Consider the following 26,846-nt stretch of genomic DNA (forward strand, 5'->3'; position numbering starts at 1 on the left):
GGCTCGCTCCTCGCGCTCACGGGGCTTTCTCTGTTCGCGACTGTGGGGCTCGCAAAACCGGCTCGCTCCTCGCGCTCACTGCGTCCCTTACTGACCGGTCTCGCCCGGGGCCGGGACGTGGATGATCAGGGCGTCGCCCTGGCCGCCGCCGCCGCACAACGCCGCCGCGCCGGTGCCGCCGCCGCGCCGCTTCAGCTCCAGCGCGAGGGTGAGCACCAGCCGGGCGCCGGACATGCCGATCGGGTGGCCGAGCGCGATCGCCCCGCCGTTGACGTTCACCTTGTCCGGGCTGATGCCCAGGTCGCGGGTGGACTTGATGCCGACGGCGGCGAACGCCTCGTTGATCTCGACGAGGTCGAGGTCGGCAATGCCCAGGCCGGCCTTGCGCAGCGCGTGGTTGATCGCGTTCGAGGGCTGCGAGTGCAGGGAGTTGTCCGGGCCGGCCACGTTGCCGTGCGCGCCGACCTCGGCCAGCCAGGTCAGCCCCAGCTCCTTCGCCTTCGCCTTGCTCATCACGACCACGGCGGCGGCACCGTCGGAGATCGGCGAGGAACTGCCGGCGGTGATCGTGCCGTCGGAGGTGAAGGCTGGACGCAGCTTGGCCAGCGAATCGACCGTCGTGTCCGGGCGGATGCCCTCGTCCTCGCTGATCACCAGCGGGTCGCCCTTGCGCTGCGGGATCACCACCGGGGTGATCTCGTCGGCGAAGTGGCCGTTCTTCTGCGCGGCGGCGGCCCGCTGGTGGCTGGCCGCGGCGAACGCGTCCTGCTCCTCGCGGGTGATGCCGTGCCTCGCGCCGTGCCGCTCGGTGGACTCGCCCATGGAGCAGCAGTCCCAGGCGTCGGTCAGCCCGTCGAGCGCCATGTGGTCGGAGACCGTGACGTCGCCGTACTTGTAGCCGGACCGCTGCCCGAGCAGCAGGTGCGGGGCGTTGGTCATCGACTCCATGCCGCCGGCCACCACGATGTCGAACTCGCCGGCCCGGATGAGCTGGTCGGCCAGGGCGATCGCGTCCAGGCCGGAGAGGCAGACCTTGTTGATCGTCAGCGCCGGCACCGACATCGGGACGCCGGCCTCGACGGCCGCCTGCCGGGCCGGGATCTGCCCGGCGCCGGCCTGCAGCACCTGGCCCATGATGACGTACTGCACCTGCTCGGGGGCCACCCCGGCGCGCTCCAGGGCCGCCTTGATCGCGACGCCGCCGAGCTTCGTCGCCGGAAGGTCCTTGAGGTTGCCCAGCAGGCGCCCCATGGGGGTCCGCGCGCCGCTGACGATCACCGAAGCCATGCCTGCCTCCGAGGGGGTGCCGACCTGTACGCCTTAACGACTGTTCGGTCAGACTAGCGCCATGACTGAGAACTCCCCCGTCGAGACCGCTGCCGACTATGTCACAGACATCGGCCTGCTCCGCATCGACCACGTCGGGGTCGCGGTCGCCGACCTGGACGCCGCGATGGACTTCTACCGGAAGACGTTCGGGATGCGCTGCGTGCACGTCGAGACGAACGCCGAGCAGGGCGTCCGCGAGGCGATGCTGGCCGTCGGTCCGACCGCCGAGGGCGGCTGCGTGCAGCTGCTCGCCCCGCTGACCCCGGAGTCGACCATCGCGAAGTTCCTGGATCGCAGGGGCCCGGGGATCCAGCAGGTGGCGTACACGGTGGCGGACGTCGACGCGGCCTGCGCGGCGCTGCGCGAGCGCGGGATGCGGCTGCTGTACGAGACCCCCCGCCGGGGCACCGCGAACTCCCGGATCAACTTCGTTCACCCCAGGGACGCCGGCGGGGTCCTCGTCGAGCTGGTCGAGCCCGCCCACTGATTCATCCACGGCCGTTTCGCCGACATGGCGGTGTCCATACGCCCCGGATACCGCCATGTCGCCGACACGACCCCGCCCAACAGGAGCGCGACCGGCGCCGACGAACGGGAGATCACCGTGCAGGACATCCTCGAAGCGATCATGGCGGCGGAGGGCTCCGACCAACCCGAGCGGCACCTCGCGGGCGTCGCCGGCCTGCCGGTGCCCGAGAGCTACCGGGGCGTGGTGGTACGCGCCGACGAGACCCGGATGTTCGAGGGCGTGGCGACCCGCGACAAGGACCCGCGCGAGGCGCTGCACGTCCAGGAGGTCCCGACCCCGGAGCTGGGGCCCGGCGAGGCGCTGGTCGCCGTCATGGCCAGCGCCGTCAACTACAACACCGTCTGGACCAGCATCTTCGAGCCGGTCTCCACCTTCAGGTTCCTCCAGCGCTACGGCCGGATCTCCCCGCTGACGGCCCGGCACGACCTGCCGTACCACGTCGTGGGGTCGGACGCGGCCGGCGTGGTGCTGCGTACCGGCCCCGGGGTGACCCGCTGGAAGGCCGGCGACGAGGTGGTGGCGCACTGCCTGTCGGTGGAGCTGGAGGACGCGGCCGGGCACGACGACACGATGCTCGACCCGCAGCAGCGGATCTGGGGCTTCGAGACCAACTTCGGCGGGCTCGCCGAGCTGGCCGTGGTCAAGGCCAACCAGCTCATGCCGAAGCCGCGCCACCTGAGCTGGGAGGAGGCGGCCAGCCCCGGGCTGGTCAACTCCACCGCGTACCGGCAGCTGGTCTCGCACCACGGGGCGAACATGAAGCAGGGCGACGTGGTGCTGATCTGGGGTGCGTCCGGCGGCCTGGGCGGCTACGCCACCCAGCTGGCCCTGAACGGCGGGGCGATCCCGGTCTGCGTGGTGTCCTCGCCCGACAAGGCCGAGCTGTGCCGCCGGATGGGCGCCGAGCTGGTCATCGACCGGTCCGAGGCCACCGGGGAGGGCTACCGCTTCTGGCGGGACGAGCACACCCAGGACCAGGACGAGTGGCGGCGCTTCGGCGAGCGGATCCGGGAGCTGACCGGCGGCGAGGACCCGGACATCGTCTTCGAGCACCCGGGCCGGGAGACCTTCGGCGCCAGCGTCTACGTCGCCAAGCGCGGCGGCACCGTCGTCACCTGCGCGTCGACCAGCGGCTACCAGCACCAGTTCGACAACCGGTACCTCTGGATGCACCTCAAGCGGATCGTCGGCAGCCACTTCGCCAACTACCACGAGGCGTGGCAGGCCAACCGGCTCGTGGCGCTCGGCCGGATCCACCCGACCGTGTCGCGGACGTACCCGCTGGAGCAGACCGGCCAGGCGGCGTACGAGGTGCACCGCAACCTGCACCAGGGCAAGGTCGGGGTGCGCTGCCTGGCCCCGGCCGACGGCCTCGGCGTACGCGACCCGCAGCTGCGCGCCCGGCACGACGAGGCGATCAACCGGTTCCGGGGGCGCTGACCGCGCCGCCGCGCGCCGGGCCGGCGGGCGGCCCGGCGGGTCGCGCGACGCGACGGCCGCCCCGCGGCACGGGCCGTCCGGGCGATGCCCGGACGGCCGTCCGGTGCTTGGCGCGTGCCTTTCGGCACAGGCCGCCGTACGCCGTTTCAGGAAAGAACCGTCAGTGATCGACAAAGGGTCGCGGGGAGGCCGGGCGACCCCTTGTTCCCGTCCGCTCGCCCGGCCGCCCGACCCGGCCCGGACCTGCGGGATCGTCGTCCGGCACCGGCCCTGCGCGCGGCCGCGGGGCCGGCCGGGTAAAGGCAGCGAGTTGACCATGTAAAGAGGACCCGAAAGCCGCGCACCGGTCTTGCGAACCACCCCGGGGCGTCTGCCACTATGTCCCAATGCCCCAGCAGCAGTCCTCCCCTCTTGCGTTCTTCGATAACGCGAACTCGCAGCCAGACTTCACCGTTGGCCTGCGCGGATACAACGTCGGCCAGGTCGATGACTTCATCGGTCGGCTGACCGCCGCGCTGACCCAGTCAGAGCAGGCCCGCGCCGAGGCCGAGCAGCGGATGAACGACGCCCAGCGTCGGCTCCGCCAGGCCGAGCAGCGCCAGAGCGCGCTGGAGCAGAAGCTCGCCGAGACCAACAAGCAGCTCGAGGAGAACAGCCGGCCGACCCTCTCCGGCCTGGGCACCCGGGTCGAGCAGATCCTGCGGCTGGCCGAGGAGCAGGCCAACGACCACCGCAACGAGGCCAAGCGCGAGTCCGAGGGCATCCTCTCCGCGGCCCGCCTCGAGGCCCGCGAGATCACCGACAAGGCCCGCGCCGAGGCCGCCGCGATGAAGGCCACCGCCGAGCGCGAGGCGGGCAGCGTCCGCACCGCCGCCGAGCGCGAGGCCGCCGAGGTGCGCGTGCAGGCCCGCCGGGAGGCGGACACCCTGCGGGCGGACGCCGAGCGCGAGACCAAGCAGCTGCGCACCGTCACCGCACACGAGGTCGCCGAGCTGAAGTCGACGGTCGAGCGCGAGGTGGCGACGCTGCGGGCGACCGCCGAGCGGGAGATCACCCAGCAGCGGGCGAAGGCGGCTCGGGAGGCCGAGGAGAAGCGCGCCGAGGCGACCAAGCTGCTCACCGACGCCCGCGACAAGCGCGACAAGGACCTTCAGGCCCTGGAGCTGCAGCTCGCCGAGCGGCGCGAGAAGGCCGAGCGCGAGGAGTCCGAGCGGCACGCCGCCCAGGTCGCGCAGACCCAGAAGCTGGTCAGCGAGGCCGAGCAGCGGGCCCGGGCCGCCCAGGAGCGGGCCAAGGAGATCGAGCAGCGCGCCGAGGCGCGCCGGGTCGAGTCCGAGCGCACCGCCAACGAGACGATCGAGAAGGCCAAGGCGCTCTCCGAGAAGACCCTCAACGAGGCCAAGGCCGAGGCGAACCGCCTGGTCACCGAGGCCCGCACCGAGGCCGACCTGACCACGCAGGCCGCGCGCCGCGAGGTCGAGGACCTCACCCGACAGAAGGACGCGGTCACCGCGCAGCTCGGCCAGATGCTCTCCGGCCTGGCCGGCATCGTGCCGGGCGTGCCGGCGGCGACCCCCGCGGCTGCGCCGGCCAAGCCGGAGGCCAAGGCCGACGCCAAGGACGAGTCGGTGAGCACGGAGTCCGCCGGCTGACACCGCGCGGCCGGGGCATGAACGGCGCGGGGCGACACCGGGTCACCGGTGGACCCCGCGCCGTGTGCGTTTCCCAATCCCTGGCATGCCCGGGTACGAACCGGGTGAAGTAGGTCCCAACAGGCGCGTCCGTATCGCCCCGGCAGAGCCGGATGCGTGTGAGGATGGGGGGCATGTCGCACGGCGAGGAACTGTTCGCCCTCGGCGGGGACGTGACCACGGAGCCCAGCTTCGAGTCCGCCCTGCGGGGGTACGAGAAACGGCAGGTCGACCGGTACGTCGCTCGCGCCGAGCACGAGATCGCGACCCTGACGGCCGAGCGGGAACAGGCGTACACGCAGATCCACAAGCTCGCCGGCCAGGTCGAGGTGCTGCAACGCGACCTCGCGCAGGTGCGCAAGCAGATCGGGGTGGTGGACCGCGCCTCGTTCCGCCACCTCGGCCCCCGGGTCGAGCAGATCCTCACCCTCGCCGAGGAGCAGGCCGACGCCATCCTGATCGCCGCCAACGAGGAGATCGAGGCGCGGCGGGCCGCCGCGGAGCACATCGTCGCCGAGGCCAAGGAGCAGGCGGCCCAGGCGCTGAAGGACTTCGAGATCGCCCTCGCCGCCCGGCGGGCCGAGGAGGAGCGGCACAGCAAGGCCCGGCGCGACGAGGCGGACGCCGCTCTCAAGGCCGCCAAGGAGGACGCCGCCCGGCTCCGCGCGACCGCCGAGAAGGAGGTCGCCCGGCTCCGCGCGACCGCCGAGGAGGAGGTCGCCCGGCACCGCGCGGCCGCCCGGGAGGCGCTGACGAAGGCCCAGCAGGAGGCCACCCAGCTCCGCGACACGGCCAAGGAGATCCACACCCGGGCCCAGCAGGAGGCGACCAAGCTGCGCGAGGCGGCCAAGGAGGCGCACGCCAAGGCCCAGCAGGAGGCCACCCAGCTCCGCGAGGCGGCCAAGGAGGTGCACGTCAAGGCCCAGCAGGAGGCCAAGCGGCTCACCGACGCGGCCACGGAGGCCGGGCGGGCCACTCACGCCAAGGCGCTGCAGGAGGCGAAGCGGATCACCGACGACGCCGAGGCGGCGGCGAAAGGCACCCGTGACCGGGCCCGGCAGGAGGCGGAGCGGCTCACCACGCAGGCCGGTGAGGCGGCGAAGCGCCAGCGCGCCGAGACCGAGGCGTACGTGCAGCGGATGCGCACGGAGACCGAGGCGTACGTGCAGCAGACCCGGTCCCAGACCCAGGAGGAACTGGGCGCGTGGCGGGCCGGCGTCGAGAGGGAGGTCAACGGCCGCCGGGAGGCCGCCGACCGCGAGCTGGTCCAGCGCAAGGCGGCCGCGGAGCGGGAGTACGCCGAGCGCCGCGACTCGCTGGAGCAGCAGTTCACCGCCCGGCAGGCCGAGTTGGAGCGGCAGTACACGGCCCGGCGGGAGGAGATCGAGGAGGGCGCCGCGGAGATCCGTCGCGCCGCCGAGCAGGACGCCCTGGCGATGCGTCAGCAGGCCGAGGAGGAGGCCGCCGAGCTGCTGCGCCGGGCCGAGGACGACGCGAACGACAGGCGCCGCAAGGCCGACGAGCACGTCTCCGCCTCCCGCCGCCAGTTCGAGGAGTACGCGGCCACGACGCAGCAGCACCTGGCCACGACGCAGCAGCACCTCGCGGCGACGCAGCAGGAGGTGGCCGCCGGCCGGCAGCAGCTGGCGCAGGTGATGCTGGACATCGCCAAGGCCCAGCAGCAGCTGGCCGACCTGCGGCAGGAGACCTGGCAGTCCCGGCAGGAGTCCGACGAGCTCCAGCGCCAGCTGCTCGACCTGCGGCAGCAGGCCGCCGGGGCGGGACTGTCCGCCGACGGCGCCCGTCCGGCCCGGGTCGGCCCGGCGAGCCCGGCCCCCGCCGCCCTGGCCGAAGCCGCACGGGCCGGGGCCGTCGACGCCCCCGCCCGGGTCAACGGTGTACCGACCGGAGCCGCCACCGGCACCGGCCCCACGGACCCGACCGCCGGGCCGGTCAGGGCCGAGCCGGCCGACGAGCCCGCCAAGGCCGGGGCCGCCCCGGCCGGGCCCCCCACCACGGCCATCAGGGCGACCGCCGACGCCGGCTCGGCGAAGATCTCCCCGGCCGACGCCGCCGCGCCGGCGACGACGCCCACGGCCGACGGTTCGGCGCCGGCGAAGCTCGCCCCCGCCGACGACGGCGCGCCGACGAAGGCCACCCCGGCGGACGGCACCGGGCCCGCGAAGGCCCGGCCGGTGGGCGAGCCGGTCACCACGGTGGACGGCGGAGCGGCGAGCGCCGGCGTGGACGGGGAGCCGACGATCGCCGCGGTGCCCGGCGAGGGTGGCCGGGAGGCCACGCCCACGAAGATCACCAGCACCGGCGAGAACGGCAAGCGCCCGACGAAGCCGACCACCGACGAGCGCAGCGCCAAGCCGAGCAAGGTGACAGTCGAGTCCGAGTAGTCCTCGGGTGGGTGCGGTCGGGGTGGGGCTCGCCGTGCCCGGCTCCGGGCGGTCAGGCTTGATCCCTACGCCGGGCACGGCGGGCCCCACCTGGCCCATCCCGCCCGCGTCGGGCGCTCAGCGTCCCGCGATCTTGCAGTTCCGCCCCGGCAATACTGGCATACGCCCCATAACAGGGGCGCGAAGTGCAAGATCGCGGGTGGGTGCCTCGCGGGGCCTCGTGGAGCGCGCGGGGTGTCAGGTGGGCCGGGGGCCGGGGACCGGGGTGTCGGCGAAGGCGGCGACGGTGCGGTCGGCGTACGCGCTGACGTCGCCGGTCTCCATCGGGCCGTCCCAGGTACGCGGCAGGGGCAGCGGGGTGCCCGGGGCGACCCGGCGGACGATCTCGTCGAGCACGGCCTCGGCGTCGCCCACCCAGAGGTGCTTGGCGCCGGGCACCCCGACCACCTCGGCCTGCGGCACCGCCGCGAACCGCCGCCGGGCCTCGTCCGGCCGCAGGTAGTCGTCGAACTCCGGCACCAGGGCGGTCAGCGGCTTGCCCGCCTCGGCCCAGTTGCCCAGGTCGTCGGGGGTGGAGAAGCGCAGTGGCGGGGAGAGCAGGACGGCACCGGCCACCGCCGGGTCGCAGCCGTACTTCAGCGCCAGGTCGGTGCCGAACGACCAGCCGACCAGCCAGATGTTCGGCAGCTCGGCGAACTCCGCGTACTCGATGGCGGCGGCGACGTCGAACCGCTCGCCGACCGCCGCGTCGAACTCGCCCTCGCTGGTGCCGCGCACGCTGCTCGTGCCCCGGGTGTTGAACCGGAGCACGGCCAGGCCGGCCAGCGCCGGCAGCCGCCACGCCGCCTTGCGGAAGACGTGGCTGTCCATCATCCCGCCGTGGGTGGGCAGCGGATGCAGGCAGACCAGGGTGCCGACCGGCTCCCGGTCCACCGGCCGGGCCAGCTCACCGACCAGGCGCAGCCCGTCGGCGGTGTGCAGCTCGATGTCCTCCCGGAGACCGGGCAGGATCGACGACGCGCGGATCGGTGTGCTCACCGCCCAAGTCTCGCGCGCCGCCGCGCGTCCCGCCCGCCGGGGCGGAAACGGGGTGACCCAGATCGCTCAGCCGTACCGGGGAGCGCCGCGGCCCCGCTGGATCCCCGGGCCGCGCCGGTCCCGGGCCCGCCAGCACCCGCTGTGCCAGTGCCGGCGGTCGGTCAGGTCCCCCCGGTCGTCCGCCGGCCAGGCCACCACGTGCGCCACCCCGGGCCGGATCTCCTGGTCGCAGCCCGGACAGCGGTACGTCTTGACCGACGCGCCGCCCGAGATTCCGCGTACCTGCCAGTCGCCGTCGCGCCACTGCTGCACCGAGGGCACGCCCTGCCGGGCCCGCTCGGCGTCCAGGTGGGCGTGCTCGTCCCGCCGGGGACGGTTGCGACGGGGGCTCACGGTCAACAAGCGTACGGGCCAGCGTCCGGACCGGACTCGTCCCTACCTCACAAAGCACACTAAAGCCAGGTTAGGAACCTGGCAAAACCCTGGTTCTGCCTCGCGCCACGCGTGGTACCTCCAAGTGCCGCACGATCATCCTCCTGCCGGCCTGCGCCGGCCTTACGGAAGGCCGAGGCTAGGGTGGAGGGATGCAACCCGTCGTCCGTGCGCTCCATGTCCTCCAGGCACTTTCCAACCGGCCTGACGGCATGACCCTCCAGGAGCTACGTCTGGCGCTCGACATCCCGTTGGGGAGCATGCACCGCGTTCTCGGAGTGCTCCGTGAGCAGCGGTTCGTCAGCCGGTCACCGATCGACCTCCGGTATTTCCTCGGCCCAGCGGTACGCGATCTGACGGAAAAAAACGTGAGCGAGACGGGCGGGATGCAGTCGCTCGCCAACATGGTCCGCGAGTTGTCGCGGGCGACCGGCGAGACCGTTTTCCTGACCGAGTTGCACGGCAGTGAGGCGGTCTGTGTGTCCCTGGTGGAGGGCACCTATCCGCTGCGGCTCTTCGTGCGGCTCGGGCAGGTCATGCCGATGCACGCCGCTGCTGCCGCGCGTATTCTCCTTGCCTTCCTGAGTTCCGAGGTTGCCACTGAACTGCTCAAATCCCGCGATCTCGACGAGTTCACCCCTTCGAGCCCGCACACGGTCGACTCCGTACTCGAACGTCTCCCGGTCATCAGGGATCGGGGATACGACATCGCCGCGGACGAGTTGGACGAGGGTGTCTGGGCGGTCGCCGCACCGGTCTTCACATCGACCGGCCGGGTGACGGCCAGCGTGACCCTCGCGGGATCGTCCAGCCGGTTCGCCACCGACGACCGCCGGACCTCCACCGTCGAGAAGGTGAAGGAAACCGCGGCCAGGATGTCCACGCTCTTGGGCTGGAATCCCGACCAGTAGCGCGCGCGTTTTCCGGGCACGCCAGTCGCCGCCCCGGCGACCTTTTCTGTTGTCGCCGGCCCGGCGGTCCGGGTTTTCGACATCACCACCGCGTCGGCCGACCGCGACCGCCGCGCCGACGATCCGGCGGCACGGCGCCCATCCGCATGCTCCGTGGCGACCTGTCGCGTGGAGAACGACCACGGTCGCGATGGGCCGCCGCTTTCGCCAGTCTGGAAATGTGGGCATGAAAGCCGTGACAGGTACTGGAAGGGACGAAACGATCTGGCGCATGAACGGCTGACGTGGAAACATGTATTCCACGTCGCGAAAGGATGGCCATGGTGACGAATGATCGGGGTCTGCGGCCCGACGAGGTCGCGCTCGCGGGACGGATCGAGTGGCTCTGTGTCGGGACCGCGTCCGTGCTCCGGAGCGGCGATCAGGAGATCCTCACCGGTTACCTCAAGGAGCCGGTCGACGAGGTCCGGGTGTCGAGGACCGGGCTCCCCGGGGACGAGCAGGTCTACGAAACTCACGGCGGTCCCGACCGCGTCGTGCTGAGCTACTCGACCGAGAACTACGCGTTCTGGCGGGAGACCCTCGGACTCGACCTCCCGCTTTATGCGGCCCTCGGCGAGAATTTCACCACCACCGGGCTGACCGAGTTCGACGTTCACGTCGGTGACGTCTTCGCCGTCGGTGAGGCCGTCATCCAGGCGGCCCAGCCGCGTTCCCCGTGTCACAAGGTGGCGGCGCGCTACCGCCGGCCGAAGTTCGCCATCGAGGTCGCGCGGAGCCACCGGACCGGAATTCTTTATCGGGTGATCGAGGAAGGGGTCGTCCGGGTCGGCGACAGCATGCGCCTCACGGCCCGGGAGGACCACGGTTACACGATCGCCGACGCCAATCAGATCCTTCTCGACCGAAAAGACATCAAGGGCGCCGCGGCTCTTCTCGCGGTCGGCTCGCTCGCGGAAGCGAAGAAGGCCGAGCTCCGGGAGCGGGTGGCCAAAGGCTCGCCAGTTGACCACAGGGAGATCTCATGATCCGGGTGCATGTCGACCTCAACCTCTGTCAGGGATTCGCCAACTGCGTGATGGTGGCGCCGGATTTCTTCGACATCGACGAGAACAACAAGGCGCTGGCGTTGGGCGAGACCTTCCCCGATTCCGACCTCGCCGACCTGCGGGAATCAGCGGAGTCCTGCCCCGCCGGCGCGATCCGCCTCGAACAGGTCACGCGGTGAACGCGGGAACGCTGATCGTCGGTGCCGCCCTCGCTGGACTGCGGACGGCGGAACAGCTCCGTGCCAGGGGCTACGACGGCCGGCTAACTCTTGTCGGAGCTGAACGGCACCTTCCGTACGACCGTCCGCCGCTTTCGAAGCAGATGCTCCTCGGTGAATGGCCAGAGAGTCAGATCTACCTCGTCACCGAAGGGCGACTGGCCGAACTGAGAATCGACCTCCGCCTCGGAGTGCCCGCGACGGCGCTCGATCGGGGGCGGAAACTCGTCACGCTCGCCGACGGCACGCGTCTCTCCTACGATTCCCTAGTCATCGCCACCGGGTCGAGAGCACGCGCGGTCGCGGGTCGAGGTGTTGGCTGCCACGACGTGCACACCTTGCGGACCCTCGACGACGCGCGGCAGATCGCCGCGAAGCTGAAGCCGGGACGGCGTCTGCTCGTCATCGGCGGAGGCTTCATCGGTTGCGAGGTCGCCTCGTCGGCGGTCGCCAGAGGTGCGTTCGTGACCCTCGTGGCTCGCGAGCCCGTCCTGATGCCCCACCTCGGTCCGCGCGTCTCCGACCGCCTGATGGCCATGCACCGGGACGCCGGTGTCGAGCTGGTGCTCGGCGCGGACGTCCAGTCGATCGGTCAGACAGCCGGCGGGGCCACGTCGACCGTACTCACTGACGGACGGGTGTTCGACGCGGATCTGGTCGTCGCCGGGATCGGGGGCATCCCGAACGTGGAGTGGCTGGAGGGCACCGGCCTCGCCGGGCCTGAGGGGGTGCGGGTGTCCCACCACGGTCGGACCGTGGACGAGGTGATCTTCGCGGTCGGCGACGTGTCGGCCTGGCCGTGCGACGGTGACCCGGGGTTCCGGCGGTCGGAGCACTGGTCGTACGCCGTCGAGCAGTCGAAGATCGTCGCCCGCGCCCTGGTCGACGGAATGGCCGCGGAGCCCCTCGCCTTCGTCCCCTACGGCTGGTCGGACCAGCACAACAGGAAGATCCAGATCGTCGGCGAGGTGTCCTCGGCGATGCGCGAGGTCGTGTCGGCGAACTGGGAGACATCCGACCGACGGTGCTACTGCCTCTATCTGGACGGTCGGGGCTCGGTGGCGGGCGGCTTCTTCCTCGACAACGCGAGGGCCGCCGGGCAGTTCCGGCGTGAACTTCAGAGGCAAGGTGGACCGGTGGCCCTCGACTCGCTCGGCTTCCTGCCCGACCTACCGGTGTTCCCGGTGTTTCCCGCCCCCGCCGCCGCGCCGGTCCTCGGGGCCACAGGCTGCTGACTGGCGCCGGGGCGGGCACCGGTCCGGTCAGCCCGTCAGGCCGGTCCGCCAGCGGCGTGCCGCCGGTGACGACCGTCACGACGCCGGAGATCGGCTGACGGCACGGGCGGGGGCCGGATGCGCGGGACCCATCGGGCCCGCGACCCGACACCCAGGTGGAAGACGGCGCAGTTCGTCATGTGGTCGGGCCTGGCAATCCCGGCCTGACCGGCCACCGGGATGCGTCATCGCGTCGTGTCAGATCAGGTGCAGGCCGCCGACAACGGTCGGACCGGCCAGGGCCACCGGGGACGAGGCAACCAGACCGCCCGCCTCGGCCGCCACACACCACGGTGACCGCGTTGTAGCCAGCACGAGGCCGCCGACGACGGGGCCCACGATGTTGCTGGGGGTGGTCCGGCCTGGGGGTGGGTCCCCTTCCACGCCTGGGCATTCGGCCGCCCGGCCAGCGGTCACGCTGGCCGGGCGGCCGTCGCCGTCGCCGTCTGGTTAGCTCACCTCGGCCAACTGTGGTACGCCGACAGCATGGTCCGCAGGAGTCGGTCGTTGTCGACCGTCTTCACCACCCGAACCGGTCTGGCCCGCGAGACATCGAGGCCGACGTGCAGGCGTAGGTTCTCTCTCGTCCACGCGACGGGTCGCCCACGGGTGAGCGTTCCCCGGGTTTCGACGTCGACCATCATTTCCTGGGTGGTGACGATGCCGGGGTCGATCAGCAGTGCCACGGCGAGCGGATCGTGCAGCAGGCAGCCGTCGATGTTCCGCCATGCAGCGGCGAGGTCGATCCATGGACGGGTCGTCTCCACGACGTACCGGGTCAACGCGGAACGATCGGGGTCCACGAGATCGAGGTCGGAATGCCTGAGCAGCGTCTGTGACGTCGCGTCCAGCGGCAGTAGCGTGATCGGGCAGCCCGAGGTCAGGACGATCCGCGCGGCGTCCGGGTCGATACCGAAGTTGAGTTCCTGCAGGAAGCCGGGAACGTCGAAGGCCCCACCCATGACCACGACCTCGCGGACGAGGTCCGCGATCCCCGGGTCGATCTGGAGGGCCTGCGCGATGTTCGTCAGCGGGCCGATCGCCACGATGGTGATCTCGCCCGGGTTGGCGCGGACGAGCCGGACGATCTCGGCCGCCGCGCCCAGTGCGGTCCGTGCCTCGTACGAGCGTGGCGCGGGAACGGCGGACCAGGCCGCGACCACCGCCGGGTCGCGGCTGTTGCGGTCCTGCCGGGTCCGCCACGGCGCGCTTGGCTCCAGCAGGGCGACACTGGCTCCCGCGAACACGGGGACGTCCAGTCCGACGAGGTCGAGGAAGGTGCGGGCCACGTCGAAGCCCTGGTCCCGGTGGGTGTTGCCGGAGACGACGGTGACCATGTCAAGGTGGATCGTCGCGGAGGAGACGGCGAGCGCGAGTGCGAGGCCGTCGTCGATGTCGGCGCCGGGAATCCCGTTGCCGGGATCGCAGTCGATGATGACCCGCCGCGGGGCGGTGACGATGTCCATCACTCCCGCTCCCCGGTGGACGCCAGTGACGAGGTGAACTGTCGCTGCGCGAAGAGGAGGACGAGCAGCGGGATGAGGGCGGTGAGGGTGGCGGCGGCGAACATCTGGCCGTAGTCCACCCCCGACTCCTGGGCGAAGTCGGCGATGGCAACCGGCGCCACGCGTACGGCCGGTGCCGGCGCGATGAGCAGCGGCCACAGGAACGACTGCCACTGGAAGACGAAGAGAATCAGCCCGGCGCCGACCATCGAGGCGCGGGACAGCGGCAGATAGATCCGCAGGTAGATACCGAACCAGGACAGTCCGTCCATCCGGGCCGCCTCGCTCAGCGAGATCGGGATCCCGAGGAAGAACTGCCGGAGCAGGAAGATCGCCAGACCGTTGCCCACCGCCGGCAGGATCAGCCCGGTCAGCGTGTTCTGCAGGTCCGCCTCCCGGAACGTCGACGCGAGCGGGATCGCGATCGCCTCGAAGGGCACGAGGAAGCTCATGACCATGACGCCGAACAGCGCGGCGCGGCCGGGGAACGGAATCATGGCCAGCGCGAACGCGGCCAACGACGACACTGCGAGGCCGGCTGCCACGCTGACGGTCGTCACCACGATAGAGTTCAGCAGCGCGAGGGTGAAGCTGCTGTCGAGCACCGCAAGGTAGTTGTCCAGCGAGACCGTGGTCGGCACGACCGTCCAGACGGACACCGGGGAGAGGTAGCGGAAGATCTCGTCACCCGGTCGGAGCGAGGAGACGACGGCCCAGAGCAACGGTGCGACCGCCAGGACCGCGGCGGGGACGACGATGAGCAGCGTACGGCGTCCGATGCGCCGTTCGTGCTGCCTGGGGACGGTATCGACCATGTCCTCAGTCCTTTCCGGGGAGCAGCCGGAACTGCACGGCAACCACCGTGATGACGATGCTGACCAGGACGACCGTCGCCGCCGCGGAACTGCCGGTGTCGGCCAGGGTGTAGGCACGCTCGAAGATGAAGTTCATGATCAGGTTCGTGGAACCCTCCGGCCCGCCCTGAGTGAGGATGCGCACGGGGGCGAACACGAGGAAGTTGGCGACGGTGTCGGCGACGAGAACGAACAACAGCGGTCGTCGTACGCCGGGAAGCGTGATGTGGACGAACTGCTTCCACCCGGTTGCCCCGTCGAGGTCCGAAGCCTCGTAGAGGCTCCGGGGAATCTCGTGAATGCCGGCGACGAGGAAAGTCATCCAGTATCCGACACCGACCCAGCTGCAGAGGATGACGATCGACATCAGCGCCGTGTCGGGACTGACCAGCCAGGGGACGGCCGGGATGCCGACCGCGTCGAGGACGCCGTTGAGCGGGCCGTCCGGGCGGAACAGGACACCCCAGACTATGGCCGACACCGTCTGCGGGACCGCGATGGGCAGGAGGATGAGCGTCCGCCAGACACCGACCAGGGGGACGTGCCTGGTCAGCGCGACGGCCAGGAACAGGGCCAACCCGATCTGAAGCGGATTGACGACCAACGAGAACAGCAGGGTTACCTTCAGCGAGCCGAGGAAATCGGGGTCGCTGAAGACGCGGGTGAAGTTCGAGAGCGAAAGCTCCCCGAGCCGGTTCGTGAACGACGAGAGGACGGCTTCGGCGGACGGGATGAGTCGCAGGAAGACGAGGCCGACCAGGGCTGGTAGGAGGAACAGGCCGGCAGTGGCGAGGTTCCGCAGGCGGCCGTGGAGTCTCGTCCGACCTTGTCGGAGGAGCCGACCGGGGCGTGAGTGTACTTGGGTCACGTTCGTGTCTTTCCGATAGACATCACGCAACCCCGGGCGACGGGCCGTCGCCCGGGGCCGGACGTGCTACCTGTACTGGGACAACTGCCGGTCGAGGGCGTCCTGCGCGGCGGCGAGGATCTTCGCCGGGTCGCCACCGTTGCGGATGTCAGAGAACGCCTTGTTCACGATCGTCTCGAAGTCGACGTACCCGACCGACGGCGGCCGCCGGACCGCGTGCTCGTCGGTGTCGGTGGTGAGGAGCGTGCCGTACTGGGTCGTCTGCTTCGGCGCGATGCCGTCGATGTAGTGGATGTACTTCGGGTAGGCCTTCTGGTTGACCGGCGGCAGGTTGAACTTCGTGGCGGTGGACGTCGCGCCGTCAGGGGACAGGGACAGGTAGCGGGCGAACTCGCGCGCAGCGGCCTGGTGTTCGCTGAAGTTGCTGACGCTCACCGCCCACGAGTCCGTCGGGGTGACGACCCTGCCGCCGGCCGCGTACGGCAGCGGGGCCATGCCCCACTTGTCGGCCAGGCCGCTCTTCTGCAGGTCGGTGATCCGCGCCGTCCCGGCGATGTAGAACGCCACCGATCCGTTCTTGAACAGGTCGGGCATCTGCGCCGAAGCGACACCGCGCGGTGCGAGGCCGGACGAGTAGAGCTGGGCGTACCACCTGCCGAAGTCGATCCACTGCGGGTTGTCCACGGCGGGCGTGAGGTTGTCCTTCCCCTCCAGGCCGGTGCCGCCACCCATCGACATGATCACGGGCTGGAGCGCGTAGTAGGCGTCGACCTGTTCGAAGGCGAACCCATACTGGGCGCCGGCGGCCTTCGCCTTCTCGGCCGCAGCGAGGGTCCGGTCCCACGTCCACCGGCTGGCGTTGTCCGCCCCCGGTTCCGCGATCGCGGCCTTTGCCAGCAGGCTCTTGTTGTAGAAGAGGAAGTTGTCACTGGTCCACAGCGGGTAGCCGTACTGCTTGCCGTCCCAGGTGACGGACTCGATGCCGCCCGCGGTCAGCGCCTCCTTCAGGTCCGCGGCGTCATCGGAGACATCCTTGAGGAAGCCCTGTGTCGCCAGGCTGGGCAGGCGGGGCGGATCCACCGCGATCACGTCGATGGAACTGTCCTTCGCGCCGAGCCGGGCCTGGGTCTGGGCGGCGATCTCGGCAAACGGAATGATCTGCACCTCGACGTTGATGTTGGGATGCTCCTCCTCGAAGGCCGCCACGGCCTCGTCGAAGACCCCCTTGTGCGGTGTGACGAAGGTGATGGTGACGTCCTCGTTGGGGTCGTCGCCGGGGGATGAGCCGCAGGCGCTCAGTGACAGTGCGGCGATCGCCAGCGAAGCGCCGGCGATCCGGCCGACCTTCTTTGTCATGTTATGATCCTCTTCTGGTGGGGACTCCCAGGTGCCGCTGTGGACTGCAATCTGAGTCGGCGCCTGGTGGTTCTCTCTGATCTGATCGGTGCAGCCGCAGGAGCGGCGACGGATGAGTTCGACATCGCAGACGATGTGCCTCGATCCGTCCGCGTTCGTGGAGCGCGCCAGAGCGACGGCGTGACGCGCGATGTCGGTCAGTGGCTGACCGACGGTGGTGAGCGGTGGCACACTGAACATCGACTGCTCGGTGCCGTCGAAGGTGACGATGGCCAGGTCTCCGGGTACTCGTACCCCGGCGTCGGCCGCGGCGGCGAGGACGCCGAGGGCCTGCATCTCGTCGGCCACCAGCACGGCGTCAGCCGTACCGCGTCGGAACAACGAGACGGCGGCCTGGTAGCCGCCCGCACGGGAGAAGGGCGCCTCGAAGAAGAAGCTCTCGTCGTCGGGCAAGCCATGTGCCTTCAGGGTCTTCCGCCAGCCGCCGATCCGCTCGACGGAGGTGAAGAGGTTCGACGGGCCGGCGATGATGGCGATCCGGCGGTGCCCGTGCCCGACGAGATGATCGGTGGCCATGGCGGCACCGTCGAAGTTGTCGACCACCACCGAGGAGATGTCCGAGAACCTGTCCCGTCGGTCGAGGGCGACGACGGGTATCCCCGCGCGGATCGCCTCCTCGACGGGTGAGTGATGACCCACCCCCACGTAGAGCAGCCCGTCGACCTGTCGCTCGACAAAACTGGTGATCAGCCGGGCCTCCCGGACGGCGCTCTCCGCCGAGTTGCCCACGAGGAGGACCTGGCCTTCCCGGAACACCTCGTCCTCGATCGACTTCGCCAGGGCGGAGAAGAAAGAGTTGGAGATGTCGGGAACGACCAGGCCGAGCACGCCGGAACGTCCTCCGGCCAGAGCCTGCGCGATGACGTTGGGTCGGTAGCCGGTCTTCTCGATCGCGTCTAGGACGCGCTGGCGGGTGGCTGGTGCGACCCGACGCGGTCCGTCGTTGATGACGTAGCTCACCACCGCCACCGAGGTTCTGGCCTCCCGGGCGACGTCCTGTCGGGTCACCCGACGCGGGTTCGTCATCGCAACACCGCCCCGGAGTGGAGGACGGCGTCGACCTGCGCCCGGGTCGGGTAGGCCGTGGCGGCGCCGGTCTGGCCGACGGCGATGGACGCGGCGGCCATTCCCCGGCGGGTCGCCTCCACCAACGGGTACCCGCACGCGAGCCCGGCCGCGAGCGTGCCGGTGAAGCAGTCGCCGGCCCCGGTCGTGTCCACGACCGTCGCAGGAAAGGCCGCCTCGTGGTGGACCCGGTGGCGATCGGCGAGTACCGCCCCGTCGGCACCGAGGGTGATGACGAGCGAGCGGATCCCGGTGCCAATGAGACGTCGTGCCACGCCGAGCGCGTCGTCGAGGCCGTCGACCGTCCTCGGGGTGCCGTCGAGCAGTTCGAGCAGGGCAGTGGCTTCGTGCTCGTTCACCACGAGGGGGTCGGCCTGCCGCAGGGCCGCCAGGTCGACCGGCAGCACGGGAGCCAGGTTCAGGACAAACCTCGAACCCGCCTCTTTCGCCGACTCGGCCGTCCAGCATATGACCGGCGCAGGCACCTCGCCCTGGACGACGACGACCGCCGGTGGTGTGTCGCGGTCACACAGGTTCGCGTCGATCATGTTCCGCGCGATCAGGTCCACCGGACCGGGCTCGACGATGATCAGATTCTCGCCCGCGTCCTCGACTACCACGGTGGCCCGCCCGGTCTGCCGGCCGGGGACGACACCCACCTGCGCGACCGAGACACCGTGGGCGAGAAGTTCCCTCCGGACGACGACGGCGCTGCCGTCGTCGCCGACCACGCCGAGCAGGTCGCAGTGGACACCTGTGCGGGCGACGGCCACCGCCTGGTTCGCTCCCTTGCCCCCGAGACCGTCCAGGGTCCGGCCTGAGATAACCGTCTCGCCCGGGCCCGGCAGTCGCGGCACGAGCAGTGAGCGGTCGTGGTGGATCGAGCCGACGACCAGGACTGTGGGCTCTCTCCCCGCCGAATCGATCATGTGTTTCCCTTCCGGCCTGCATGAGGTTTCGCAATCTACGCGCGTTGAAACAGGCGGTCAATGGGTTGTGGAATCGATGTTTCCACCGCGGCGTGTCGATCTGACACCGAAAGATCAGCGCCGGTCAGCGTTTGTATCGATGTGAGGGGATTCTGGCTGCGTCGGAACGGTCGCGCCGGGCCGCTCCGGCGTGGTCGCGCCGGGTCGGCCCCGATCCGGCGAGCGCCTCGATGTCGCAGGCGGTGGTGATCTCCGCGACGAGGTCGGGCCGGCGTTCTCGGAGGAATCCGCTCCTGACCATGTTGTCGAGCTGCCGCAGGAACGGGTCGAAGAAGCCGCTCGCGTTGAACACCGCGCACTTGACCGTGGTGAAGCCGATGCGGCGGAGGTTCACCGCCTCGGCAAGCTCTTCGAGGGTGCCGGGGCCGCCGGGTAGCGCGACGACGACATCGGACAGTTCGAGGATGCGGGCGCGCCGGGTCGGCCGGTCCGGCGCGGTCTCGATGCGGGTCAGCCCCCGGTGGGGCGACTCGCCCCCTTCCCGTCGAGGGGGTAGGACGCCGGTGACTGGGGCACCTCGGGCGATCGCCGTGTCGGCGACGAGTCCCATGATGCCGGCCGAGCCGCCACCGTAGACGAAGTCGTGTCCCCGGTCGGCGAGCCCGCCGATCAGGGCTACCACGCACGTGCGCAGTTCGGCGGTGCCGGCCGCCGAGCCGGCATAGATCCCGACCCGCATGGCCGCCTCCCTCGTCGCCCGCCGGGCTTGACAGGCCCGCGCGGGTCAGCTGATACTCCGTACCCTGATTCTGGAAGAGTGATTTCCGATACGCGGAAACATGCTACGTGACGAGGGAGTTGGAGTGCGACCGCTGTCCCCGGATCCGGTTCCGTTCGATCCCGTCGCCGACGGCGTCGATTTGTCCGTGCACATCCGGGGGCTCAAGCTGAACTCCCCGGTGATGCCCGCCTCGGGATGCTTCGGACCTGAACTGGGCCGGATGCTCCCCATGCCGGAGATCGGGGTCGCCGTCACCAAGACCGTCTTCCTCCAGCCCCGGGCCGGCAACCCCGCCCACCGACTGACCGAGATTCCGGCAGGGGTGGTCAACAGCGTTGGCATCCCCAGTCGCGGCCCGCGCGGATTCCTGGCCGGCCAGTTCGCCGCCTACCAGGCGCTTTCGGTCCCCACGATCATCAGCATCGGTGGACACTCGCCGGCGGAGTACGAGGAGGTCGCGACGCGGCTCGACGGTGCCGGCGCCGGGTACGAGATCAATGTGTCGTGCCCCAACCTCGACGCGGACGGCCGTGACATCGGATCCGACCCGGCCGCGCTGCACGACACGGTGTCGCGGGTGCGGGCGGTCACCGACAAACCGTTGATCGCGAAACTGCCCGTGATGGTCGCCTCCATCGCCGAGTGCGCCCTGGCGGCCCAGGAAGCCGGTGCCGACGCGGTCTGCATCGCCAACTCCGTCCCCGCGCTGCCCCTCGAACCGGGAAGCCTGAAGCCGGCCCTCGGCAACTACGTCGGCGGCCTGACCGGCCCCCACATCCGGCCGATCGTTCTGCGGCTGGTGTGGCTCGCGGCCAAGGCCGTCGAGCTGCCCGTCATCGCCTGCGGTGGGATCGCCACCGCCGACCATGCCCTGGAGTACCTCTCCGTCGGCGCGTCGGCCGTGCAGGTTGGCACCGCGAACTTCAGCCGGCCGTTCGCAATGGTCGACGTCGTACGCGGGCTCCGCTCCCGCTGCCACGCGGCCGGGGTCACCACCATCACGTCCCTGCTCCGCCGGGAAACAACGCTCGCTTGACCCGCGTGTCCGGCCACCGCCGTACGTATCCCAGGAACGAGGTCACCCGATGAACGAACTCCCCTATCTCTCCGCGCTGACCGGGCCGATGACGAGGACGGACGGCAACGGCCTCTGGTTCGACCTGGGCTGCGACCCCCAGGAGACGAACCGGCTCGGTACCGCGATCGCGGCCATCCTGTCCACCCGCGCGGTGGGGACCGTCCTGAGTTGGGAGGGTGAGGAGGAGGCGGTCTTGGCGCACGTGGTCGCGTCCGCGATGGGAGCGCGTCGGGCCACCGTCGTACAGGAACGCGGTCTCCTCTTCACCTCCGCCGAGCCACCCGCCGGATCGACGGTGGCGCTCGTCGCCACGCGGCTCACCAGCTCCCGGCCGATGCTGCCGGTGATGGAGATGATGCGGGAGCGGGGGCACCGGTTCGACTGCGCACTCACCCTGCACCCGCCGCGGCTCCACGTCCCGCCGGCGGACCTCCTCCCGCCCGTGGCCGACGGCCGTTAGCCGACCCTCCAGGAGAAGCTCATGTCGACACCGGTCACCTCCCGCATCGTCGGGGCCACGTGGTTCGAGAACACACTGCGGCAGTACGCCGCCCTGTCGGAGCCCGGCGCTGGCGTCTCTCGGCTGGCCTACACCCGTCTCGAACGTCAGGCGCATGAACTCTTCGCCGCGCAACTGGCCGATCTCGGGATCGCCGCCCACACCGACGCCGCCGGCAACACCATCGGCGAGCTGCCACCCAACACCGCGCCGCGTCGTGGCGCGATCGGCACCGGATCGCATCTGGACAGTGTTCCGCACGGCGGCGCGTACGACGGTGTCGTCGGTGTGGTCGGTGCCCTGGCGGTGGCGACCGCCGCCACCGCCAGCACCCGCCCCCGACGGCACCCCTGGCGGTTCGTCGCCTTCGCCGCCGAGGAGGGGGCACGCTTCGGCCAGGCATGCAACGGCAGCCGGATGGTCGCCGGCCTCACCGGCGAGGCCGACCTGCACCGGCTGCGGGATGGCACGGGTACGACGATGGCGGCCGCGATGTCCTCGTGCGGGCTCGACCCGCGACGGGTCGGGACCGCCCGGTGGACGCCGTCGGACTGGTGCGCCCTCGTGGAACTCCACGTCGAACAGGGCACGGTACTGCAGGACCGCGGCGTGCCGATCGGCGTCGTGGACACCGTCTCCGGCTCGACGAGACTGCGGGTCTCGATGACCGGCGTGGCGTCGCACAGCGGAGGGACGCCGATGGACGGCCGCCGGGACGCCCTCGCCGCCGCCTCGGAGTGCGTGCTCACCTGCGAACAGTTGGCCGTGGAAGGCGCCGAGACCAACACCCGCATCACTGTGGGCGCACTGTCGGTCGAGCCGGGCGCGGTCACCATCATCCCTGGTCGAGTGGTATTCACCGTCGACGTCCGTGAGACCGACCACCGACGGCAACGCGCCGCCGCGGACGCGGTCAGGCGACAGTGCCGGGCGATCGCGCGGCGACGCGGTGTCGACGTCGACGTCGAGGAACTGGCCGACACCGCGCCGGTCGACCTGTCGGAGGAGGTCCGGTCGGTAGCGCTGGAAGCGGCAGCGGCGCTGGGGCTCGCCGCCGACGTGATCCCCAGCGGTGCCAGCCACGACACCCAGCAGATCAGCCGGCTCATGCCGGCCGGTATCGTCTTCGTCCCCAGCCGCGGCGGGCTCTCCCACTCACCGGACGAGTTCACCGACGCCGGTCAGATCGCCGCTGGCGCCGCCGTGCTCCTGGAGACGATGTACCGGCTGGACTCGGCGCGATGACGGCCATGCCTCCGCCGGCCGTGCTGCCGGCCCGCCACCGACCCGAGCCGTCCTGCGAGTCGGCTGTCGTCGTCAGCCACGCCCCGCTGTCGCCGACCATCTTCCGGCTGGTGCTGCGGGTACCCCGCATCTGCCTGGCAGCTCAGGCCGGACAGTTCGTGATGATCAGCGTGCCCGAGGTCGCAGGCTCACCCATCCAATTGCCCCGACCGATGGCGATCCACCGCCGACGGGCGTCCTCCGGTGACATCGAGGTGGTCTACAACGTGCACGGCCGGGGCACCGACGCGCTGAGCAGAGCGCGGGCCGGTGACGTACTCCTGGTGACCGGCCCACTCGGCCGCGGTTTCGACCTCTCCAGCTCCGCCGAGTCGCTGCTGCTCATCGGGCGGGGGATCGGCGTGTGCTCCTTCATGACGCTCGTCGAGGACGCCACACACGCCGGAATCGCCAGCACGCTGGTCCTCAGCGCCCGGTCCGACAACCGCGTCATCGGTCGGGACGACTGCGCCGAACTCGGCGCGAAGGCCATCACCGTGACGGACGTCGACGGTTCGAGTTCGGTGGAGGCACTCGACCGACGGTTGGACGCGGAGTTCGACGACCTGCCACCGGGACTGATCGTGGTGTGTGGCTCCACCCGCCTGGCCGGGCTCGCGATGACCCTGGCCGCCCGCTGGAACGTACCGTTACAGGTGTCGCTCGAAGCGCACATGGCCTGTGGGCTCGGATACTGCCACGGCTGCGCGGTACCCGGCACTGCCGACCCGTCGCGGGAGGGACCCCTCGTCTGCAGCGACGGCCCCGTCTTCCAGCTACGGAGCGACGGCCATGCTGCGGCTTGAGTCCGTACGGCTGTCCCTGCAGGGACCGCTCGTCGACCTCACCATCGCCGAGGGGACCATCCGTGCGATCGAGGAAGCCGGGGACGACACGCCAGCGACGACCCGCCTCGTCCTCCCCGCCTTCGTCGACCTGCACACCCACCTGCGGGACCCCGGCTTCACCGAGGCCGAGGACCTCTGGACCGGAACGGCCGCCGCGGTTGCCGGCGGCTATTCGGACGTGTTCGCCATGGCCAACACGTCGCCGCCCACCGACCGGGTGTCCCGCGTCGCCGAGCTGCTGCGCCGCGCTCCCCGCGGCACCGCCCGGATCCGTCCGGTGTCCGCCGTCACCACCGACCTGGCCGGTCGGTCGCTCGTCGACGTGGCGGCACTCACCGCCGCCGGCGTACGCCTCTTCTCGGACGACGGCCGCTGCGTCGAAGATCCGCGACTTGTCCGCGCGATGCTCCAGGCCTGCCGGGAACAGGATGTCGTGTTCGGCCAGCACGCTCAGGACTCGGCGATCGTCGGCTCCGGCGCCGTCAACGCGCGGGTGGCGCAACGGGCCGGCGCCTCGCCGTGGCTCCCGGCCGGTGAGGAACGCGTCATCGAGCGGGACCTCTCGATTGCCGCCGACACCGGTGGGCACCTGCACGTCTGCCACGTCTCGACCAGGGGGTCCGTCGAGCTGATCCGCCAAGCGAAGAAGGCTGGAGTTCCGGTGACCTGCGAGGTCACCCCGCACCACCTCATGCTGGACGACGAGGCGGCGCTCAACTCGGGAGCGGCCCTGAAGGTCAACCCTCCGCTGCGGTCGCGCGACGACGTCCTCGCGCTCCGGGAAGCCCTCATCGACGGCACCGTCGACGTCGTGGCGACCGACCACGCACCGCATCCCGCGCCAGCCAAGGCGAAGGGCTGGGCGGATTCCGCGTTCGGGCTGACCGGGCTGGAGACGGCGCTCCCCGTCGTCGCCGCCGTGCTCCGCGCGCCGACCACCGGGGAGGTCGACTGGGTGCGGCTCACCGAGGTGCTGTCCGCCGTTCCGGCCCGTATCGGCGGCATCGCCCACCAGGCCGGCCGGCCGGTACGAATCGGCGAGCCGGCGAACCTGTGTGTGGTCGAGACCGGGATTTCCGAGGTGATCCGGGGCGACCGGCACCGGAGCAGGTCCCGCAACAACCCGTTTCTCGGCTGGCGCGCGCACGAGCGCGTCGCCTGCACGATCGTCGACGGGCGGGTCGTCCACGGGCGTGCCGACCGGGACCACGGGCGGGGTGGCTAGGAACTGCGCCATGGGAGCCGGCGTCTCAGTTGCCCAGCCGCAGCTCCGACCAACGGGGGTCATCGTGGTTGGCCCGCGTGAGCTTCCAAGGGACGGACGGGCATGGGTTTGGATCGACAGCGGAAGCGGGCCGGGGCACAGGATCAGCGTTCGCCACGAAGACATGACGGAACCCCAGCCACCTCTGTGGCTGGGGTTCCGTCGCCTGTGGAATCAGGTGGCGACCCGGATCAGCGACTGGTGTGGTCGCGAAATCCGCGCCCGGTCTTGCGGCCCAGGTAGCCGGCGGTGACCAGGTGCTCCAGCAGCGGCGCCGGGGCGAAGCCGGGCTCGCGCAGCTCCAGGTACAGCTCGCGCTGGATGGCCAGCGCGACGTCCAGGCCGACCACGTCGAGCAGCTCGAACGGGCCCATCGGGTAGCCGCAGCCGAGCTTCATCGCGTGGTCGATGTCGTCGGCCGTGGAGTAGTTGGCCTCCAGCATCCGCACCGCGTCGTTCAGGTACGGGAAGAGCAGCGCGTTGACGATGAAGCCGGACCGGTCGCCGCAGACCACGCTGGTCTTGCCCAGCCGCGCGCAGACCGCCCGGGCGGTGGCGGTGGCCTCCGCCGAGGTGCGGATGGTCCGCACGATCTCCACCAGCGGCATGATCGGCGCGGGGTTGAAGAAGTGCAGCCCGAGCACGTCGGCCGGCCGCTGGGTGGCCATCGCGACGTCGATCACCGGCAGCGACGAGGTGGTGGTGGCGAGCACGACGCCGGGCTTGCAGATCTCGTCGAGGCTGGCGAAGAGGGCCTTCTTGACGCTCAACTCCTCGACGACCGCCTCCACCACCAGGTCGACGTCGGCGAGGTGCTCCAGGGTGGCCGACCAGGTGACCCGGCCGAGCGCGGCGTCCCGGTCGGCCTCGCTCAACTTGCCCCGTACCACGCCCTTGTTCAGCGAGGTCCTGACCGCCTCGCAGACCTTCGCGGACTTCTCCGCGCCCCGGGTGACCGAGACGACCTCGTACCCGGCCTTGGCGAAGACCTCGATGATCCCGACGGCCATCGTCCCGGAACCCACGACGCCCACCTTGCTCACGACTGCGGGGCTCGCAAGCTCACTCCTCGCGCTCGCGATGCCCACCTTGCTCACGACTGCGGGGCTCGCAAGCTCACTCCTCGCGCTCGCGATGCCCACCTTGGCGATCGCCCGGGCGCCGTCGGTCAGCGCCGGCTCCGCCGCCACGGGCGTGTGCTCGTCCGGTACGACCTTCGGCGAGCCCGGCCGCTCGTACGTGTAGAAGCCCCGGCCGGACTTGCGGCCGAGCAGGCCCGCGGTGACCATCTGCTTGATCAGCGGCGCCGGGGCGTGCCGGCGGTCCCGCCCGCCCCGCCGGTACATCGTGTCCAGGATCTCGTACGCGGTGTCCAGGCCGATCAGGTCCATCAGGGCCAACGGGCCCATCGGCAGGCCACAGCCGAGCTTCAGCGCGGCGTCGATGTCCTCGCGGCTGGCGTAGCGCGCCTCGAACATCGTCACGGCGTGGTTGAGGTACCCGAACAGCAGGGCGTTGGCGATGAAGCCCGCCCGGTCGCTGATGGTGACGTCGACCTTGCCGAGGCGGGCGCACAACGCCTCCACGTCGTCGACCACGTCGGACGAGGTGACCACCGTGCGGACCACCTCGACCAGCTTCATCACGGGCGCCGGGTTGAAGAAGTGGATGCCGATGACCTGGTTGGGCCGGGTGGTGGCGACCGAGATCTCGGTGACCGACAGCGACGAGGTGTTGGTGGCCAGGATCGCCTCGGGCTTGCAGACCCGGTCCAGCTCGGCGAAGATCCGCTGCTTGAGGTCGAGGTGCTCGGGGACCGCTTCGATCACCAGGTCCACCGAGCGCAGCGCGTCCAGCCCGACGGCGAAGCGCACCCGGGACATCAGCGCGTCCCGGTCGGCCTCGGCGAGCTTGCCCCGGGCGACCGCCCGGTCGGTCGAGCCGGTCAGGTTCGCCCGGCCGCGCTCCAGGGCGGCGTCGGAGATCTCGACCGCGACGACGTCGAGGCCGTTGCGCGCGAACACCTCGACGATGCCCGCACCCATGGTGCCCAGCCCCACAACGCCCACGCTGGTGAACTCGCGCGCCACGACCGGCCTCCCCAAAGTCCGCGGGACCGCATGAACGGCCACTAAGGTT

The 26,846-nt window shown here is 70.9% G+C and carries 22 protein-coding genes and 2 pseudogenes; 13 read left to right on the forward strand and 11 right to left on the reverse strand.

The genetic code is table 11. The annotated features are described in order from the left end of the window. Positions 1–87: 87 nt before the first annotated feature. Complete coding sequence (locus tag ACGFIZ_RS08385) at positions 88–1,287, reverse strand: acetyl-CoA C-acetyltransferase (protein WP_393417095.1); 1,200 nt, start codon at positions 1,285–1,287, stop codon at positions 88–90. A gap of 61 nt (positions 1,288–1,348) precedes the next feature. On the opposite strand from ACGFIZ_RS08385, the gene mce reads away from it, so the two are divergent. The 4 genes from mce to ACGFIZ_RS08405 all read left to right on the forward strand — a co-directional run bounded on the left by mce (position 1,349) and on the right by ACGFIZ_RS08405 (position 7,394). Then, positions 1,349–1,816, forward strand: a complete 468-nt coding sequence (mce, locus tag ACGFIZ_RS08390; protein WP_393417097.1) for a methylmalonyl-CoA epimerase — start codon at positions 1,349–1,351, stop codon at positions 1,814–1,816. Between the two features lie 117 nt (positions 1,817–1,933). Further along, a complete protein-coding gene (ccrA, locus tag ACGFIZ_RS08395; protein ID WP_393417268.1) occupies positions 1,934–3,298 on the forward strand; it encodes a crotonyl-CoA carboxylase/reductase in 1,365 nt (454 codons plus the stop codon). 386 nt (positions 3,299–3,684) lie between these two features. Next, positions 3,685–4,950, forward strand: coding sequence for a cell division protein DivIVA (locus tag ACGFIZ_RS08400; RefSeq protein ID WP_347667496.1), 1,266 nt, complete (start codon positions 3,685–3,687; stop codon positions 4,948–4,950). A gap of 173 nt (positions 4,951–5,123) precedes the next feature. After that, positions 5,124–7,394 (forward strand): hypothetical protein, encoded by a 2,271-nt coding sequence (locus ACGFIZ_RS08405; protein ID WP_393417099.1) that lies wholly within the window; start codon positions 5,124–5,126, stop codon positions 7,392–7,394. 237 nt (positions 7,395–7,631) lie between these two features. On the opposite strand, the gene ACGFIZ_RS08410 is transcribed toward ACGFIZ_RS08405, so the two are convergent. Together ACGFIZ_RS08410 and ACGFIZ_RS08415 are read right to left on the reverse strand one after the other, a co-directional pair. Then, the gene (locus tag ACGFIZ_RS08410) at positions 7,632–8,432 is read right to left on the reverse strand and encodes an alpha/beta hydrolase (RefSeq protein ID WP_393417101.1); all 801 of its coding nucleotides are present in this window, start codon (positions 8,430–8,432) and stop codon (positions 7,632–7,634) included. Between the two features lie 66 nt (positions 8,433–8,498). Then, positions 8,499–8,825: a hypothetical protein gene (locus tag ACGFIZ_RS08415; RefSeq protein WP_393417103.1), complete on the reverse strand. Its 327-nt coding sequence runs from the start codon at positions 8,823–8,825 to the stop codon at positions 8,499–8,501. 191 nt (positions 8,826–9,016) lie between these two features. Here ACGFIZ_RS08415 and ACGFIZ_RS08420 point away from each other — a divergent pair, with 191 nt between their 5' ends. From ACGFIZ_RS08420 to ACGFIZ_RS08435, 4 genes are all read left to right on the forward strand, one after another. Then, positions 9,017–9,775 carry an IclR family transcriptional regulator gene (locus ACGFIZ_RS08420; RefSeq protein ID WP_393417105.1) on the forward strand — a complete coding sequence of 253 codons (759 nt, stop codon included), beginning with the start codon at positions 9,017–9,019 and terminating at the stop codon, positions 9,773–9,775. Between the two features lie 314 nt (positions 9,776–10,089). Then, on the forward strand, positions 10,090–10,803 hold the full coding sequence (locus ACGFIZ_RS08425) for an MOSC domain-containing protein (RefSeq protein WP_393417107.1): 714 nt from the start codon (positions 10,090–10,092) through the stop codon (positions 10,801–10,803). After that, positions 10,800–11,003 carry a ferredoxin gene (locus tag ACGFIZ_RS08430; RefSeq protein WP_393417109.1) on the forward strand — a complete coding sequence of 68 codons (204 nt, stop codon included), beginning with the start codon at positions 10,800–10,802 and terminating at the stop codon, positions 11,001–11,003. The genes ACGFIZ_RS08425 and ACGFIZ_RS08430 overlap by 4 nt, the downstream gene beginning before the upstream one ends. Further along, complete coding sequence (locus tag ACGFIZ_RS08435; RefSeq protein ID WP_393417111.1) at positions 11,000–12,277, forward strand: NAD(P)/FAD-dependent oxidoreductase; 1,278 nt, start codon at positions 11,000–11,002, stop codon at positions 12,275–12,277. The genes ACGFIZ_RS08430 and ACGFIZ_RS08435 overlap by 4 nt, the downstream gene beginning before the upstream one ends. Before the next feature lie 494 nt (positions 12,278–12,771). Here ACGFIZ_RS08435 and ACGFIZ_RS08440 read toward each other — a convergent pair whose 3' ends face one another. From ACGFIZ_RS08440 to ACGFIZ_RS08465, 6 genes are all read right to left on the reverse strand, one after another. Continuing rightward, positions 12,772–13,782 carry a nucleoside hydrolase gene (locus ACGFIZ_RS08440; RefSeq protein ID WP_393417113.1) on the reverse strand — a complete coding sequence of 337 codons (1,011 nt, stop codon included), beginning with the start codon at positions 13,780–13,782 and terminating at the stop codon, positions 12,772–12,774. Then, complete coding sequence (locus ACGFIZ_RS08445) at positions 13,782–14,636, reverse strand: carbohydrate ABC transporter permease (protein ID WP_393417115.1); 855 nt, start codon at positions 14,634–14,636, stop codon at positions 13,782–13,784. The genes ACGFIZ_RS08440 and ACGFIZ_RS08445 overlap by 1 nt, the downstream gene beginning before the upstream one ends. Before the next feature lie 4 nt (positions 14,637–14,640). Next, a complete protein-coding gene (locus ACGFIZ_RS08450; RefSeq protein ID WP_393417117.1) occupies positions 14,641–15,543 on the reverse strand; it encodes a carbohydrate ABC transporter permease in 903 nt (300 codons plus the stop codon). A 66-nt stretch (positions 15,544–15,609) separates the two neighbouring features. Next, the gene (locus ACGFIZ_RS08455) at positions 15,610–17,985 is read right to left on the reverse strand and encodes an extracellular solute-binding protein (protein WP_393417119.1); all 2,376 of its coding nucleotides are present in this window, start codon (positions 17,983–17,985) and stop codon (positions 15,610–15,612) included. Next, a complete protein-coding gene (locus tag ACGFIZ_RS08460; protein WP_393417121.1) occupies positions 17,982–18,953 on the reverse strand; it encodes a ribokinase in 972 nt (323 codons plus the stop codon). Before ACGFIZ_RS08460 ends, ACGFIZ_RS08455 begins: the two co-directional genes overlap by 4 nt. Positions 18,954–19,077: 124 nt before the next feature. Beyond that, positions 19,078–19,692: an LOG family protein gene (locus ACGFIZ_RS08465; RefSeq protein ID WP_393417123.1), complete on the reverse strand. Its 615-nt coding sequence runs from the start codon at positions 19,690–19,692 to the stop codon at positions 19,078–19,080. A gap of 124 nt (positions 19,693–19,816) precedes the next feature. Between ACGFIZ_RS08465 and ACGFIZ_RS08470 the strand changes: the two genes are divergently transcribed. From ACGFIZ_RS08470 to ACGFIZ_RS08490, 5 genes are read left to right on the forward strand one after another with little or no spacing between them, the layout of a single operon-like run. Further along, positions 19,817–20,770, forward strand: coding sequence for a dihydroorotate dehydrogenase (locus ACGFIZ_RS08470; RefSeq protein ID WP_393417125.1), 954 nt, complete (start codon positions 19,817–19,819; stop codon positions 20,768–20,770). Between the two features lie 49 nt (positions 20,771–20,819). Then, entirely contained in the window at positions 20,820–21,272 is a 453-nt protein-coding gene (locus tag ACGFIZ_RS08475; protein ID WP_393417127.1) for a hypothetical protein, read from the forward strand. Positions 21,273–21,293: 21 nt separating this feature from the next. Further along, positions 21,294–22,556: a Zn-dependent hydrolase gene (locus ACGFIZ_RS08480; protein WP_393417129.1), complete on the forward strand. Its 1,263-nt coding sequence runs from the start codon at positions 21,294–21,296 to the stop codon at positions 22,554–22,556. Beyond that, positions 22,553–23,401, forward strand: a complete 849-nt coding sequence (locus ACGFIZ_RS08485; RefSeq protein ID WP_393417131.1) for a hypothetical protein — start codon at positions 22,553–22,555, stop codon at positions 23,399–23,401. The genes ACGFIZ_RS08480 and ACGFIZ_RS08485 overlap by 4 nt, the downstream gene beginning before the upstream one ends. Then, a complete protein-coding gene (locus tag ACGFIZ_RS08490; protein ID WP_393417133.1) occupies positions 23,388–24,668 on the forward strand; it encodes a dihydroorotase in 1,281 nt (426 codons plus the stop codon). Before ACGFIZ_RS08485 ends, ACGFIZ_RS08490 begins: the two co-directional genes overlap by 14 nt. Before the next feature lie 230 nt (positions 24,669–24,898). On the opposite strand, the pseudogene ACGFIZ_RS08495 reads toward ACGFIZ_RS08490, so the two are convergent. After that, positions 24,899–25,744, reverse strand: a pseudogene (locus tag ACGFIZ_RS08495) (3-hydroxyacyl-CoA dehydrogenase family protein); the annotation flags it as partial. A gap of 108 nt (positions 25,745–25,852) precedes the next feature. Beyond that, positions 25,853–26,797, reverse strand: a pseudogene (locus tag ACGFIZ_RS08500) (3-hydroxyacyl-CoA dehydrogenase family protein); the annotation flags it as partial. Between the last annotated feature and the right edge of the window lie 49 nt (positions 26,798–26,846).

This window comes from Micromonospora sp. NPDC048830 (genome assembly GCF_043198215.1).
Classification (GTDB): domain Bacteria; phylum Actinomycetota; class Actinomycetes; order Mycobacteriales; family Micromonosporaceae; genus Micromonospora.

Bases quoted from the DNA above. Each gene is read 5' to 3' on its own strand.
- ACGFIZ_RS08475 (WP_393417127.1), top strand. From the start codon at position 20,820: ATGAACGAACTCCCCTATCTCTCCGCGCTGACCGGGCCGATGACGAGG.
- ACGFIZ_RS08430 (WP_393417109.1), top strand. From the start codon at position 10,800: ATGATCCGGGTGCATGTCGACCTCAACCTCTGTCAGGGATTCGCCAAC.
- ACGFIZ_RS08490 (WP_393417133.1), top strand. From the start codon at position 23,388: ATGCTGCGGCTTGAGTCCGTACGGCTGTCCCTGCAGGGACCGCTCGTC.
- mce (WP_393417097.1), top strand. From the start codon at position 1,349: ATGACTGAGAACTCCCCCGTCGAGACCGCTGCCGACTATGTCACAGAC.
- ACGFIZ_RS08425 (WP_393417107.1), top strand. From the start codon at position 10,090: ATGGCCATGGTGACGAATGATCGGGGTCTGCGGCCCGACGAGGTCGCG.
- ACGFIZ_RS08400 (WP_347667496.1), top strand. From the start codon at position 3,685: ATGCCCCAGCAGCAGTCCTCCCCTCTTGCGTTCTTCGATAACGCGAAC.
- ACGFIZ_RS08385 (WP_393417095.1), bottom strand. From the start codon at position 1,287: ATGGCTTCGGTGATCGTCAGCGGCGCGCGGACCCCCATGGGGCGCCTG.
- ACGFIZ_RS08455 (WP_393417119.1), bottom strand. From the start codon at position 17,985: ATGACGAACCCGCGTCGGGTGACCCGACAGGACGTCGCCCGGGAGGCC.
- ACGFIZ_RS08460 (WP_393417121.1), bottom strand. From the start codon at position 18,953: ATGATCGATTCGGCGGGGAGAGAGCCCACAGTCCTGGTCGTCGGCTCG.
- ACGFIZ_RS08405 (WP_393417099.1), top strand. From the start codon at position 5,124: ATGTCGCACGGCGAGGAACTGTTCGCCCTCGGCGGGGACGTGACCACG.
- ACGFIZ_RS08465 (WP_393417123.1), bottom strand. From the start codon at position 19,692: ATGCGGGTCGGGATCTATGCCGGCTCGGCGGCCGGCACCGCCGAACTG.
- ACGFIZ_RS08420 (WP_393417105.1), top strand. From the start codon at position 9,017: ATGCAACCCGTCGTCCGTGCGCTCCATGTCCTCCAGGCACTTTCCAAC.
- ACGFIZ_RS08485 (WP_393417131.1), top strand. From the start codon at position 22,553: ATGACGGCCATGCCTCCGCCGGCCGTGCTGCCGGCCCGCCACCGACCC.
- ACGFIZ_RS08440 (WP_393417113.1), bottom strand. From the start codon at position 13,782: ATGGACATCGTCACCGCCCCGCGGCGGGTCATCATCGACTGCGATCCC.
- ACGFIZ_RS08445 (WP_393417115.1), bottom strand. From the start codon at position 14,636: ATGGTCGATACCGTCCCCAGGCAGCACGAACGGCGCATCGGACGCCGT.
- ACGFIZ_RS08480 (WP_393417129.1), top strand. From the start codon at position 21,294: ATGTCGACACCGGTCACCTCCCGCATCGTCGGGGCCACGTGGTTCGAG.